This is a genomic window from Dietzia sp. NCCP-2495, assembly GCF_026011735.1.
In the GTDB taxonomy this organism is placed as follows: domain Bacteria; phylum Actinomycetota; class Actinomycetes; order Mycobacteriales; family Mycobacteriaceae; genus Dietzia.
This window is the reverse complement of sequence record NZ_BRVN01000002.1, coordinates 292348-305487: the sequence shown is the minus strand read 5'-3', so window position 1 is coordinate 305487 and position 13140 is coordinate 292348. Positions and strand designations below refer to the sequence as shown.

Genomic DNA, 13140 nt, shown 5'->3' with positions numbered 1-13140 from the left:
CACTGACCTGATCCACGACGCTTCTCACGAAGGGCCGATCCTCCATGCGCCACCTCGTCCTCGGCGGCACCCGCTCAGGTAAGTCCGCCCATGCCGAGTCCCTGGCCGTGGGTGCGGGCGGCGATGTGGTGTACGTCGCGACCGCCAGGGTCGATGCGAGCGACGACGAGATGTCCGCGCGCATCGCCGCGCACCGGGACCGTCGGCCCGGTTCCTGGCTGACGGAGGAGACGGACGAGGTCGCCCGGGTCCTGTCGGAGAACCCGTCGGCGACGGTGCTGGTCGATGACCTCGGTGGTTGGGTGACGCGCCGGATGGACGCGACGCTCGGGTGGACCGACGGTGGCCTCGCCATCGAGGGTGAGGTGGACGCGCTGATCGAGGCGGTCGCCGCCCACAGCGGGTCGGTCGTCCTGGTCTCGCCCGAGGTGGGGCTGGGCGTGGTGTCCGAGACGCTGGCCGGTCGGGTGTTCGCCGACGTTCTCGGCACCGTCAACCATCGTCTCGCCGAGGTGTGTGACTCGGCGGTGTTGGTCGTCGCCGGGCGCGCGCTCCCCCTCACCGCCGGCACGTCGGTGCCCTCCGGCACCGCGGCTGTGGGGGCTGCCGGAGCCTCGGAAGCCTCGGGAGCCGCCGCAGCGTCAGGTGCTGTCGCGGCGTCGGGTGCCGCGATGATGATGACGACGACAACGCCCGCCACCGCATCCACCCGGGCTCCGGCCCACGAGGCGGTCCCCGCGGTCGCGGCCAGTGACGCCGGTGACTCCGAGAGCCCAGAGGGCACTGCGCGCGCTGAGGGCTCCGACAGTTCCTCGGGCGCAGCAGCAGTCGACGCCGGGTACGCCGAATCCACTCCGCCCGGCGACTTTCCCGGGCTACGCGACGTGTCCTACTACGACGATCCGGTCGGTTTCCCGCCGATCCACTCTCCGTCGCCGACTGTTGCCGACGAGGCCCGGGAGCGGCAGGCCATCCTCACCAAGCCCGCCGGATCACTGGGTCGACTGGAGGAGCTCGGCACGTGGATCTCCTCATGCCAGGGCGTCTGCCCCCCGAAGCCGCTGGAGCGGGCCCGCGTGGTGGTGTTCGCCGGTGACCACGGGATCGCCCGGCACGGTGTTTCCGCGTTCCCCGTCGAGGTCACACTGCAGATGGCGGACAACATCGTCGCCGGAGGCGCGGCGGTGTCGGTCCTCGCCCGGCAGGCGGACGCGACCGTCCGCGTCGCCGACCTCGCCATGTCCGCCGAGCGTCCCGGTGGCCTCGCCGATCACAAGGTCCGCCGGTCCTCCGGCGCCATCGACCGCGAGGACGCCCTGTCCGAGGAGGAGGTCCGCGCCGCCATCGCGGCGGGTCGTCGGATCGCCGACGAGGAGGTCGACGCCGGCGCCGACATGCTGATCGCCGGCGACCTGGGGATCGGGAACACCACCCCGGCCACGGTACTGACCTGCCTGATCACCGGCCACGAGCCCGTCGAACTGGTGGGCCGCGGGACCGGGATCGACGACGAGGGCTGGATGCGCAAGACCGCCGCGATCCGCGACGCCATGTTCCGCGCCCGCGGCGATCTGCGCGATCCCGTGACGATGCTGCGCAAGGTCGCCGGCGCGGACCTCGCCGCGATGGCCGGGTTCCTCGCCCAGGCCGCGGTCCGCAGGACCCCGTGCATCCTCGACGGCTCGGTCGTCACCGCGGGCGCGCTGGTGGCGGAAGCGCTCGCGCCGGGAGCACGACAGTGGTGGATCGCCGGGCACCGCAGTGCCGAGCCCGCGCACAGTGCCGCACTGTCCTACCTGTCGATGACTCCGGTGCTCGAGCACTCCATGCGTCTCGGCGAGGGCAGTGGCGCCGTCGCCGCCCTCCCGACGGTGAAGGCCGCGATCGCCGTGCTCGCGGAGATGGCGACCTTCGCCGACGCCGGGGTCAGCGGCAAGGGCGACTGACCTGCCGTGGTCGACGCCGTGCGTTTCGCACTGTCCTGGATGACGGTGCTGCCGGTCGGCAGGACCGGCGTCCCCGACTCCGCCGCGGCGGGCCGGGCCATGACCGCCCTGCCGGTCGTGGGGCTGGTCTGCGGCGTCGTCGCCACCGCACTCGCCCACGGCGCCCACGCGCTCGGGGCGGGTCCGGTCCTCAGCGGGGTGATCGGGATCGCGGCGGTGCTGGCCCTGACCCGCGGGATGCACGTCGACGCCCTCGCCGACACCGCCGACGGCCTCGGGTCCTATGCCGGTCCGGATCGGGCGCTCGAGATCATGCGGTCGGGGTCCGTCGGTCCGATGGGCGCCGCGGTCCTCGCGCTGGTCCTGGTGGCCGAGGTCGCGGCGCTGGGCGCCCTGGTCGATTCGGGGACCTGGCTCGCGCCGGTCGCCGCGTTCGTGGTGTCTCGCTGCCTCCCCGTCGTTCAGCTACGCCGAGGTGTTCCGGCTGCCACGGACACCGGCTTCGGTGCGACCGTCGCGGGATCGCAGTCACGAGCTGCGGTGGTCGGCGCCGGGCTCCTGTGCGTCATCGCCGGTGCCGCAACGGCGGGCTCCGGATGGGCCCCCGGCCACTGGCTCTCCCCCGCGATCGGCGCGGCCGTAGGCCTCGCCGCCTATCTGGCGTCCGCCGGCTTCGCCCGCCATGCGGTGCGCCGACTCGGCGGCATCAACGGCGACGTGCTCGGCGCGACCATCGAAATGGGAACGGCGGCGACACTCGTCGCCGCCGTTCTCCTGCTCTGACCTCGCGTCAGGCCAGGGTCGACCTAGTTTAAGGCCAGGGTCTTCCGCGCGTCAGGCCAGGGTCGTCATCCAGCCGAAGGGGTCGGGGACGGAGCCACGCTGGATCCCGGTGAGCGTCTCGCGGAGCTTCATGGTGATCTCACCCGAACCGCCGTCGCCGATCGTGAACTCGCCACCGGCGTGCTTGACGGACCCGACGGGGGTGATCACGGCGGCGGTGCCACACGCGAAGACCTCGGAGATCGCGCCGGAGGCGACCCCGGACTCCCACTCCTCGACGGAGATCCTGCGCTCGGTGACGGGGTAGCCGAGATGCGCGGCCAGCGTCAGCAGGCTGTCGCGCGTGACGCCGGGCAGCAGTGAGCCGGAGAGCTCCGGGGTGACGATCTCCGCCGAATCACCGGTGCCGTAGACGAAGAACAGGTTCATGCCACCCATCTCCTCGACGTACTTGCGCTCGATGGCGTCCAGCCAGACCACCTGGTCGCAGCCCTGCGCCGCGGCCTGGTCCTGGGCCCGCAGCGACGCCGCGTAGTTGCCACCGAACTTGGCGGCGCCGGTGCCCCCCGGGCTGGCGCGGACGTACTCGGTGCTCAGCCACACGCTCACGGGTGCGACACCGCGCGAGAAGTAGGCGCCGGCCGGAGAGGCGATGACGGAGTACAGGTACTCGTCCGCCGGACGCACGCCGAGTCCGGTCTCGGTGGCGATCATGAACGGCCGCAGGTACAGGGCCTCCTCACCACCGGCGGCGGGGACCCAGTCGCGGTCCACCGCGACGATCTGCCGCAGAGACTCGAGGAACAGTTCCTCGGGGACCTGCGGCATCGCCAGGCGGTCGGCGGAGCGGTTGAACCGCGCGGCGTTCTGCTCGGGCCGGAAGGACGCGATCGAGTCGTCGGACTGGCGGTAGGCCTTGAGGCCCTCGAAGATCGTCTGGGCGTAGTGCAGCACGACCGCGGACGGGTCAATGCTCAACGGGGCGTACGCCTCGACGACCGGGGTGCCCCAGGCGCCGTCCGCGTACCGCATGGTGACCATGTGGTCGGTGAAATACTGTCCGAATCCCGGCGCGGCCAGGATGGCCTCGCGCTCGTCAGCGGATATCGGGGAGGACGAGGGGCGGATCTCAAACTCGGGCATGGAGTGCTCGTTCCTGGAAATGGAGAGGTGGGGCGGCGTCAGCGGGTGCGGATCTCGATGAGAGGCGGTACCTCGAGGCGGCACGGTACGTCCCGCCCGCGGACGTCGACCACGACCTCGTCTCCCTTCTTCAGTCCGGCGTCGAGTTCGATGAACGCCAGGGCGATGCCCGTCTTCAACGTCGGCGAGAACGTTCCGGAGCTGGTGACGCCCACGTCGCGACCGTCCGAACGCACGGTGAGGTCGGCGCGCAGGACGCCACGGCCGGTGACCTTGAGCGCGTACATGCGACGGGCCGGGCCCGCCTCCTTCTGCGCGAGGAGCGCGTCGCGGCCCCAGAACGCGGGCTTGTCCCAGCCGATGGCCCAGGAGCAGCGCGCCTCGAGCGGGCTAAGGTCGACCGACAGCTCGTGACCGTGGAGCGGGTACCCGGCCTCGGTGCGCAGCGAGTCGCGCGCCCCGAGTCCGCAGAGCGCGCCCTCGCGGGCGAGGACCTGTTCGGCGAGCGCGTCCCACAGGGCACCTGCCTCATCCCAGGCGGGCAGCACCTCGAAGCCGAGCTCACCGGTGTACCCGGTGCGGCACACGCGGACGGACGTGCCCTGAAAATCGGCGTCGACATAGGCCATGTAGCCCAGGTCGGTGGGCAGGCCGAGGGCGGTGAGCACCTCCGCGGACTGCGGGCCCTGGACGGCGATCACCGCGCGGGAGCGGTGCTCGTCCGTGATGGTGAGCTCCGGCGCGCGCTCGGCCGCGGCAGCCTGCAGCATCCGCACGACCTCGGCCGTGTTGGACGCATTGGGGATGAGGAAGATCTCCTCGTCCGAGACGCGGTAGGCGATCAGGTCGTCGACCACTCCCCCGTCGTCGTTGCAACACAGCGTGTACTGGGCGCTCCCCGCGCTGATCCGGTCGAGATCGTTGGTGAAGCACGAGTTGACGAACTCGGCGGCGCCGGGACCGCTCACCAGCGCCTTGCCCAGGTGGCTCACGTCGAACAGACCGACGGTGCTGCGGGTGGCATTGTGCTCGGCGACGGTGCCCGTGTACTGGACCGGCATCGACCAGCCGCCGAAGGGCGCGAACGTCGCACCGGCCTCGACGTGACGAGAGTGCAGTGGTCCCTCGTGGAGGTCTCCGGTGTCAGCCATATCGCCACTCCTCGCAATGTCCGGTACGAATGGGTTCCCACGTTAGTCGATAGACTATGGTGCCCTCGCCGTGGTGGTCCCCGCCACGATTCCGGGCATCCGGACCCGCCGTCCACGGGCGCGTGTCCGCCCTGTCCCCCACGACCCCACTCTGTCCCCCACGACCCCAGGAGCGCTCTATGCCGACCGCGGACTCGATCCTCGACCACACCCCGGACCTCGCCCCGATCGAGGCGGTCACCTCGCCAGTCGCGTCCGATGTCGTGGTGGTGGGCATCGCGGCCGCCGGAACCGCCTCCGGTGCCGACGCGGACCCGGGAGCGTCCGCGGCGCCCGTCGTCGTCGCCCCGGGGTTGGAGGGTGAGGCCACCGCCGCGCTCGCCACCCTCGCGCGTTCGGTCGGCGCCGCCACCAAGGTCGGTTCCACCACGCGCGTCCCGGCACCGGCGGGCGTGCCCGGCGGCTCCGTCGTACTGGTCGGCCTGGGTGAGGCCGGCGACGAGATCTCCGACGAGACCCTGCGCCGCGCCGCCGGCGCCGCCGCGCGCGCCTGCCGCGGACTCGGATCGGCCCTGGTGCTCCTCGACGCCGAGCGCGCCGAGGCCGTCGCCCTGGGCGCCGGACTGGGATCGTTCCGCCCCGCGAAGGTCACCGCGAAGGACGGAGGACGCGGCGACGACGACGAGGTGGGGCCCGACGCACTCCGGGTGTTCACCGGCGCGGGCGGCACCGACGCGGTCTCCCGCGGGGACACCATCGCGCAGTGCGTAGGACTGGCCCGCGATCTCGTCAACACCCCTCCCAACCTGCTGTTCCCCGGCTCGTTCGCCGACCGCGCGGCCGAGCTGGGTCGCGAGGCCGGCCTCGAGGTCGAGATCCTGGACGAGACCGCGCTCACCGCCGGCGGGTTCGGCGGCATCCTCGCCGTGGGCGGCGGCTCATCCCGCGGCCCACGCCTCGTGCGCCTGACCCACCGCGGCGGCGAGGGCCGTCCGACGGTCGCGCTCGTGGGTAAGGGCGTCACCTTCGACACCGGCGGCATCTCGATCAAGCCGGCCGCCGGCATGGAGCAGATGACCATGGACATGGGCGGCGCCGCAGCCGTGGTGGCCACCGTGATCCTGGCCGCGCGACTCGGTCTCGATGTGACCGTCGTCGCGACGGTCCCCATGGCCGAGAACATGCCGTCGGCCACCGCGTACCGGCCCGGCGACGTGCTGACCATGTACGGCGGGACCACGGTGGAGGTGCAGAACACCGACGCCGAGGGGCGACTCATCCTGGCCGACGCGATCGTCCGCGCCTGTGAGGACTCCCCCTCGCACCTCATCGACACCGCCACCCTGACCGGTGCGCAGATGGTGGCGCTGGGCAAGAAGACCCCGGGCGTCATGGGCACCGAGGACTTCCGCGACCGGGTCTCCGAGCTCAGCCGCTCCGTCGGAGAGGGCGGCTGGTCGATGCCGCTGCCCGAGGAGCTGCGGGACGGCCTGGACTCCGAGGTGGCCGACCTGACCAACGTCACCCCGCACCGCTGGGGCGGCATGCTCTCGGCCGGACTGTTCCTTCGCGAGTTCGTGGCGGACGGCGTGGACTGGGCCCACATCGACGTCGCCGGCCCGGCCTACAACGACGGCGCACCGGAGGGGTACCTGCCCAAGGGCGCGACCGGCGTGCCGGTCCGCACGATGCTGGCGGTCCTGGAGGACATCGCCGCACAGGGCTGATCCAGCGGCTCCAGGCGAGCTCGGCGGGGTGCCCCCGCCCCGTCACGAGGCCGGCGAGCGGACTACCGCTCGTCGGCCTCTCTCATCGATTCCCGCAGTCGCCGGGCGCGCTCCCGGCGCTCGCGCCTGATGCGGACCTCCTCGTAGTCCCTCATCCGCTGCGGGTAGCCGGAGACCGTCGCGTCGAACAACGGAACCTTCAGCTGGGCGGCGAGCGTTCGGGCGGTGGCCACGTCCCCGACGGGCCGCCGGGTCCACTCGCCGTCGAAGGCCACGAGGCACAGACCCGGGACCGACACCAGCGTCTCCGGCTCGAGGAAGGCCTCGATGCCCACCCGGGTCTCGGCCCACCGGCGGAAGTGCTCGAGGTCCGCGGGATCGGCGGGGATCCGGCGCCGACGCCGACCGAACATGTCGCGCAGTCCCACCGCGGTCCCCCTCCCGTCAGCCCCCGTCCGGGGTGACGCTGATCCAACTCTGACGATCGTACCGAGCATGAGCAGCGACTATCCCGAGGCCGAGAAGGTGTTCTGCCCTCCTCATGCGACTGGATCGGTGCGTCCGGCGACACCGACAAGTGGCAGGAGGCACAATGGACCACGATCATCCGAACGGAAGCGCTACCGCGCGTCCGGTCTGGTGCTCCGACTAACAGATTGTTGCCCATACAACGTCGCCGTTCGAGGCGGGTGCGGATCACACCCGGGAGCGGCACCGAGAACTCTCGAGGAGTCACGACACAATGGCCTTCTCCGTACAGATGCCGGCACTCGGTGAATCAGTCAGCGAGGGGACCGTCACCCGCTGGCTCAAGAAGGAGGGGGACACGGTCGAGGTCGACGAGCCCTTGCTCGAGGTCTCCACCGACAAGGTCGACACCGAGATCCCCTCGCCCGTCGCGGGCACGCTGACCAAGATCATCGCCGGTGAGGACGAGACCGTCGAGATCGACGGGGAGCTCGCGCTGATCGACGACGGTTCCGGTGGTGGCGATGACCCGGCAGACGACTCCGCCTCCGAGCCCGCCGACGAGTCCGAGCCCGAGCCCGAGCCCGAGGCCGAGCCCGAGGCCGAGCCCGAGGCCGAGCCCGCCGACGAGGCCTCGACCCCCGCCGCGAAGTCCTCCGGCAACTCCGGCGGCGGCAGCGGCACCGACGTGGTCATGCCCGAGCTCGGCGAGTCCGTCACCGAGGGCACCATCACCCGCTGGCTCAAGAAGGAGGGCGACACCGTCGAGGTCGACGAGCCCCTTCTCGAGGTCTCCACCGACAAGGTCGACACCGAGATCCCCTCGCCCGTCGCCGGCACCATTCAGAAGATCGTCGCAGGCGAGGACGAGACCGTCGACGTGGGCGCCACCCTTGCCGTCGTCGGCGACGGCTCCGGTAGCACCGACGACTCGGCAGACGACTCCGCCTCCGAGCCCGCCACTGAGGCCGAGTCCGCACCCGAGCCCGAGCCCGAGGCCGAGTCTGCCGAGGACGAGCCCGCCGACGAGGCCTCGACCCCCGCCGCGAAGTCCTCCGGCAACTCCGGCGGCGGCAGCGGCACCGACGTGGTCATGCCCGAGCTCGGCGAGTCCGTCACCGAGGGCACTATCACCCGCTGGCTCAAGAAGGAGGGCGACACCGTGGAGGTCGACGAGCCCCTCCTCGAGGTCTCCACCGACAAGGTCGACACCGAGATCCCCTCGCCCGTCGCCGGCACCATTCAGAAGATCGTCGCAGGCGAGGACGAGACCGTCGACGTGGGCGCCACCCTTGCCGTCGTCGGCGACGGCTCCGGTGGCGCCGACGACTCGGCAGACGACTCCGCCGCCGAGCCCGAGCCCGAGCCCGAGAAGAAGCCCGAGCCCGCCGAGGAGACCCCGGCCCCCGCCAAGGCCGAGAGTGCCCCGGCACCGAAGAAGGAGTCCGCTCCCCAGGCTGACGCCGCGGCTTCCGGGTCGGTGCCGAAGCGTGCCGAGCCGGCGGCTGCCGCGAAGGCGGGGACCACGCCGTACGTGACCCCGCTGGTGCGCAAGCTCGCGCAGGAGAACGGCGTGGACCTGGACTCGGTCAAGGGCACCGGCATCGGTGGTCGTATCCGTAAGCAGGACGTGCTGGCCGCCGCGAAGGGCGAGTCCGCAGAATCCGCCTCCGAGGCCCCGGCCTCCGCGGCGCCCACCACCGGTGGACCGTCGACGGCAGGTGTCCGACCGGAGCTGGCCGAGCTGCGTGGTACCACGCAGAAGGCCAACCGCATCCGCAAGGTCACCGCGCGCATCACCCGCGACTCCCTGCAGACGAGCGCCCAGCTCACGCAGGTCTTCGAGGTGGACATGACGCGCGTGGCGCAGCTGCGGGCCGAGGTCAAGGAGAAGTTCGCCGACAAGCACGGCGTCAAGCTGACCTACCTGCCGTTCTACGCCAAGGCCGTGGTCGAGGCCCTGGTCTCGCACCCCAACGTCAACGCCTCGTACGACGAGGACTCCAACGAGATCACCTACCACGGGTCGGTGAACCTCGGCATCGCCGTGGACACCGAGGCCGGACTGCTCTCACCGGTCATCAAGAACGCCCAGGACATGGACATCCCGGCCCTGTCCAAGGCGATCAACGACCTCGCGGAGCGGGCCCGGTCGTCCAAGCTGACCCCGGACGATCTCGCGGGCGGCACGTTCACCATCACCAACATCGGTAGCGAGGGTGCCCTCTTCGACACCCCGATCCTGGTCCCGCCGCAGGCGGCGATGTTGGGTACCGGCGCGATCGTGCGCCGTCCGGTGGTGGATGCCGACGACGACGGCGAGTCGATCGCCATCCGGTCGATGGGCTACACCCCGCTGACCTACGATCACCGGCTGATCGACGGCGCCGACGCCGGCCGCTTCCTCACCACGGTCAAGGACCGTCTCGAGAAGGCCGAGTTCGAGGGCGACCTCGGACTGTAGTCACGGCACGACCCGTCGACGGGCGCTCTCCTTCAGGGAGGGCGCCCGTTGCCGTTGCCCCTCGGGGCCTAGTCTGGAGGGCATGTCCCTCCTTGGTCAGTCCCTCCGCAGCGATCCCACCCCTCCGGAGATCCGCAGACTCGGCACGGTCGAGTACTCACCGACCTGGGATCTCCAGCGCGCCCTCGCCACCGAGCGGGCCGAGGGAACCCGCGGCGACACCGTGCTCCTCCTGGAACATCCGGCGACGTACACGGCCGGCAAGCGCACCGAGCCCTCGGATCGCCCGATGGACGGCACCCCTGTCATTGATGTGGACCGTGGGGGTCGTATCACCTGGCACGGCCCCGGGCAGCTCGTGGGCTACCCGATCATCGGACTGACCGATCCGATCGATGTCGTGGAGTACGTTCGTCGCATAGAGCAGGCGCTGATCATCACATGCACCCGACTGGGGGTCGAGGTCGGTCGGGTCGAGGGCCGCTCCGGAGTGTGGTGCGCGGCGTCCGGGGGACGGCCCGAGCGCAAGATCGCGGCGATCGGCATCAGGGTCCAGCGTGGGGTCACCATGCACGGTTTCTCGCTCAACTGTGACTGTGACCTCGGGGCCTTCTCCCGGATCGTGCCGTGCGGCATCGCCGATGCAGGTGTCACGTCACTCACTGCCGAACTCGGACGCACGGTCACCGTTGCGGACGTCATCGACCAGGCCACCTCCGACGTGGTGGAGGCCCTCGACGGTCGGCTGCCTGTCCTCTGATTCGCGCGTAGGGTTGTCGACGTGACTGTTACTCCTGAGGGCCGCAAGCTTCTTCGTATCGAGGCCCGTAATGCCGAGACCCCGATCGAACGCAAGCCCTCCTGGATCCGCACCCGCGCCACCATGGGGCCGGAGTACAAGGAGCTCAAGGGCCTCGTCCGTACCGGCGGTCTGCACACCGTATGCGAGGAGGCAGGCTGCCCCAACATCTACGAGTGCTGGGAAGACCGGGAGGCGACCTTCCTCATCGGCGGCGAGCAGTGCACGCGCCGGTGTGACTTCTGCCAGATCGACACCGGCAAGCCCACGGCTTTGGATCGCGACGAGCCGCGTCGTGTGGCCGAATCCGTCCGTGAGATGGGCCTGCGCTACTCGACGATCACCGGCGTCGCGCGTGACGATCTGCCCGACGGCGGAGCCTGGCTGTACGCCGAGACGGTCCGCAAGATCCACGAGCTCAACCCGAACACGGGTGTCGAGAACTTGGTCCCTGATTTCAACGGGAACCCCGACCAGCTGGCGGAGGTGTTCGAGTCCCGTCCCGAGGTGCTCGCTCACAATCTGGAGACCGTCCCTCGCATCTTCAAGCGCATCCGCCCGGCGTTCCGGTTCGATCGCTCGCTCGAGGTCATCCGCGCGGCCCGTGATTTCGGCCTGGTCACCAAGTCCAACCTGATCCTGGGCATGGGCGAGACCACCGACGAGATCGTCGACGCGATGCGCGACCTGCATTCGGCGGGGTGCGACATCCTCACCATCACGCAGTACCTGCGCCCGAGCCCGCTCCACCACCCGATCGACCGGTGGGTCAAGCCGGAGGAGTTCGTCGACCTGTCCGACCAGGCCCGGGAGATCGGCTTCGCCGGCGTCATGGCAGGCCCCCTGGTCCGGTCGTCGTACCGCGCCGGTCGGCTCTACGTCCAGGCCCTCGAGCACCGCGGTCAAGACGTTCCCGCGCATCTGCAGCATCTGACCGCGGAAGGGTCCGCGTCGCAGGAGGCCTCGCGTGTCCTCGCGCGTGAGGAGAGTCGCCTCCGGGCACGGGCCTGACAGCAACGTCGACCCGTGGCCGGTAGTCCGGCGGGCTCCCCGCCAACCACCCCACGGGCACCCCACCGAACAGCCTGCGGCGCCCCGCCGAGCACTCTGCGGGCACGCGCCGAGGAGGCTGCTACAGCACTCCACCCCCAGCTCGTACCGCGGTTCTCTGACCGTGGCGTGAGCCACGTATCCTGATGGGCATGGCGAAGAGCGAGCTCACCAAGGCGCAGAAGAAGGAGGCCCGGGCCGCTCGGCGGCAGGCGGGCAAGGAACAGCGTGGCCAGATGTGGGAGGCGCTGAAGATCCAGTCCAAGCAGGACAAGCTCCTGTGGCCGCTGATGATCGGTGCGGTCGTCCTTGCCGCCGTGGTGTTCTTCCTCATCGGAAAGCTCTGGGGTGGCGAGTGGTGGATGCTGCCTCTGGGCGTCCTGGTCGGCGTCATGGCCGCCATGGCGATCTTCTCGCAGCGAATCCAGAAGACCGTCTACGCCAAGGCCGAGGGACAGCCGGGCGCGGCGGCGTGGGCACTCGATCAACTCCGCTCGGGCTGGCGCGTCACGCAGGCGGTATCCGCGACCACCAGCTTCGACGCAGTCCACCGGGTCGTGGGACGCTGCGGCATCGTTCTCGTCGGTGAGGGCCAGCCCCATCGCGTCGCGCCGCTCCTGGCTCAGGAGAAGAAGAAGGCCGCCCGGGTCGTCGGCGATACCCCGATCTACGAGCTGATCGTGGGCGACGAGGAGGGCACCACCCCTGAGCAGGTCCCGCTGAAGAAGCTCAACCGTCGACTCTCCAAGTACCCGATGAACATCAGCCGCCAGAAGGTCGACGCCCTGGACACGCGGCTTCGTGCACTGAGCACCAAGACCAGCGTCCAGTCGCAGATGCCCAAGGGCCCGGTTCCCAAGGGCGCCAAGGTACGCAACGTCCAGCGCAGCGCCCGTCGCCGCGGCTGACGCGAGGCAGCTCGGGCTCGACCCGACTCACGAGGTATCGCCGAGAGCGTTCCGATCGTCCCCGCGGGGCCTGGTCGGAACGCTCTCGGCGTCTTTGTCCCGACAGGTGCCATTGGGTGGCTGCCACCGTGCGACTCCGGTGCCACCGCGTGGCTCCGGCTCAGCGGAAACCACGTCCGACCGAGGGACCCGGATCAGGTCATCGGGTGCGGATCAGTGCGGTTCCGGTGGCCCTGTCGTGCATCCCGCGGCCGTCCTCGTCCTGGATCAGCGGTGGGATCAGGAAGAAGATGAAGACGACGCGTACCAGCGCCCGCACGAATCCCACGCGCTCGTCCGCGTCGATCCGCGCCGTGCCGATACCGAGGAGTGCCTGACCGGGGGTCTGGGCGAACAGCCAGACACACACCACGCCAATCACGCCCCAGGTGAGGGGAACTGCCCAGCTGATGGCCTGCGTGAACTCGTCACCACCGAACCCGCCCGGACTGGTGAACGACACGATGATCCCGACGAGTGCGTACGCCAGCAGCCAGTCCACGGCGAGAGCGCCCATGCGGACACCGAGTGAGGCCATGGAACCCTCGCCGTCCCGGGGCATCCCCATACGCTCACCCTTGAACTCCTGTCCGGGTCCCACCCCGGAGGAGGACGGTCCTGACAGCCACGAACCCGCAATGTCACGCATGGTCCCAGGGTAG

The 13140-nt window shown here is 70.6% G+C and carries 11 protein-coding genes; 7 read left to right on the top strand and 4 right to left on the bottom strand.

Going from position 1 to position 13140, the window contains the following annotated elements; translation table 11 throughout:
* The first annotated feature begins 44 nt into the window (after positions 1-44).
* Both cobT and OPF83_RS03645 read left to right on the top strand, forming a co-directional pair.
* Complete coding sequence (gene cobT, locus OPF83_RS03650) at positions 45-1946, top strand: nicotinate-nucleotide--dimethylbenzimidazole phosphoribosyltransferase (RefSeq protein ID WP_264885844.1); 1902 nt, start codon at positions 45-47, stop codon at positions 1944-1946.
* 18 nt (positions 1947-1964) lie between these two features.
* A complete protein-coding gene (locus tag OPF83_RS03645) occupies positions 1965-2729 on the top strand; it encodes an adenosylcobinamide-GDP ribazoletransferase (protein ID WP_264885843.1) in 765 nt (254 codons plus the stop codon).
* Positions 2730-2780: 51 nt separating this feature from the next.
* Here the strand turns inward: OPF83_RS03645 and OPF83_RS03640 are convergent, their stop codons facing one another.
* Positions 2781-3872 (bottom strand): branched-chain amino acid aminotransferase, encoded by a 1092-nt coding sequence (locus tag OPF83_RS03640; protein ID WP_264885842.1) that lies wholly within the window; start codon positions 3870-3872, stop codon positions 2781-2783.
* A 38-nt stretch (positions 3873-3910) separates the two neighbouring features.
* Positions 3911-5023, bottom strand: a complete 1113-nt coding sequence (gene gcvT, locus OPF83_RS03635; protein ID WP_264885841.1) for a glycine cleavage system aminomethyltransferase GcvT — start codon at positions 5021-5023, stop codon at positions 3911-3913.
* Positions 5024-5202: 179 nt separating this feature from the next.
* Here gcvT and OPF83_RS03630 point away from each other — a divergent pair, with 179 nt between their 5' ends.
* Positions 5203-6750: a leucyl aminopeptidase gene (locus OPF83_RS03630; RefSeq protein ID WP_264885840.1), complete on the top strand. Its 1548-nt coding sequence runs from the start codon at positions 5203-5205 to the stop codon at positions 6748-6750.
* A gap of 62 nt (positions 6751-6812) precedes the next feature.
* Here the strand turns inward: OPF83_RS03630 and OPF83_RS03625 are convergent, their stop codons facing one another.
* Entirely contained in the window at positions 6813-7178 is a 366-nt protein-coding gene (locus OPF83_RS03625; RefSeq protein ID WP_264885839.1) for an oxidoreductase, read from the bottom strand.
* 314 nt (positions 7179-7492) lie between these two features.
* Between OPF83_RS03625 and sucB the strand changes: the two genes are divergently transcribed.
* The 4 genes from sucB to OPF83_RS03605 all read left to right on the top strand — a co-directional run bounded on the left by sucB (position 7493) and on the right by OPF83_RS03605 (position 12439).
* A complete protein-coding gene (gene sucB / locus OPF83_RS03620) occupies positions 7493-9682 on the top strand; it encodes a 2-oxoglutarate dehydrogenase, E2 component, dihydrolipoamide succinyltransferase (protein WP_264885838.1) in 2190 nt (729 codons plus the stop codon).
* A gap of 82 nt (positions 9683-9764) precedes the next feature.
* Positions 9765-10442 carry a lipoyl(octanoyl) transferase LipB gene (gene lipB, locus OPF83_RS03615; RefSeq protein WP_264885837.1) on the top strand — a complete coding sequence of 226 codons (678 nt, stop codon included), beginning with the start codon at positions 9765-9767 and terminating at the stop codon, positions 10440-10442.
* 21 nt (positions 10443-10463) lie between these two features.
* Positions 10464-11492, top strand: coding sequence for a lipoyl synthase (lipA, locus tag OPF83_RS03610; protein ID WP_264885836.1), 1029 nt, complete (start codon positions 10464-10466; stop codon positions 11490-11492).
* Positions 11493-11683: 191 nt separating this feature from the next.
* Positions 11684-12439, top strand: coding sequence for a DUF4191 domain-containing protein (locus OPF83_RS03605; protein WP_264885835.1), 756 nt, complete (start codon positions 11684-11686; stop codon positions 12437-12439).
* 199 nt (positions 12440-12638) lie between these two features.
* On the opposite strand, the gene OPF83_RS03600 is transcribed toward OPF83_RS03605, so the two are convergent.
* Positions 12639-13127 (bottom strand): RDD family protein, encoded by a 489-nt coding sequence (locus OPF83_RS03600; protein ID WP_264885834.1) that lies wholly within the window; start codon positions 13125-13127, stop codon positions 12639-12641.
* Between the last annotated feature and the right edge of the window lie 13 nt (positions 13128-13140).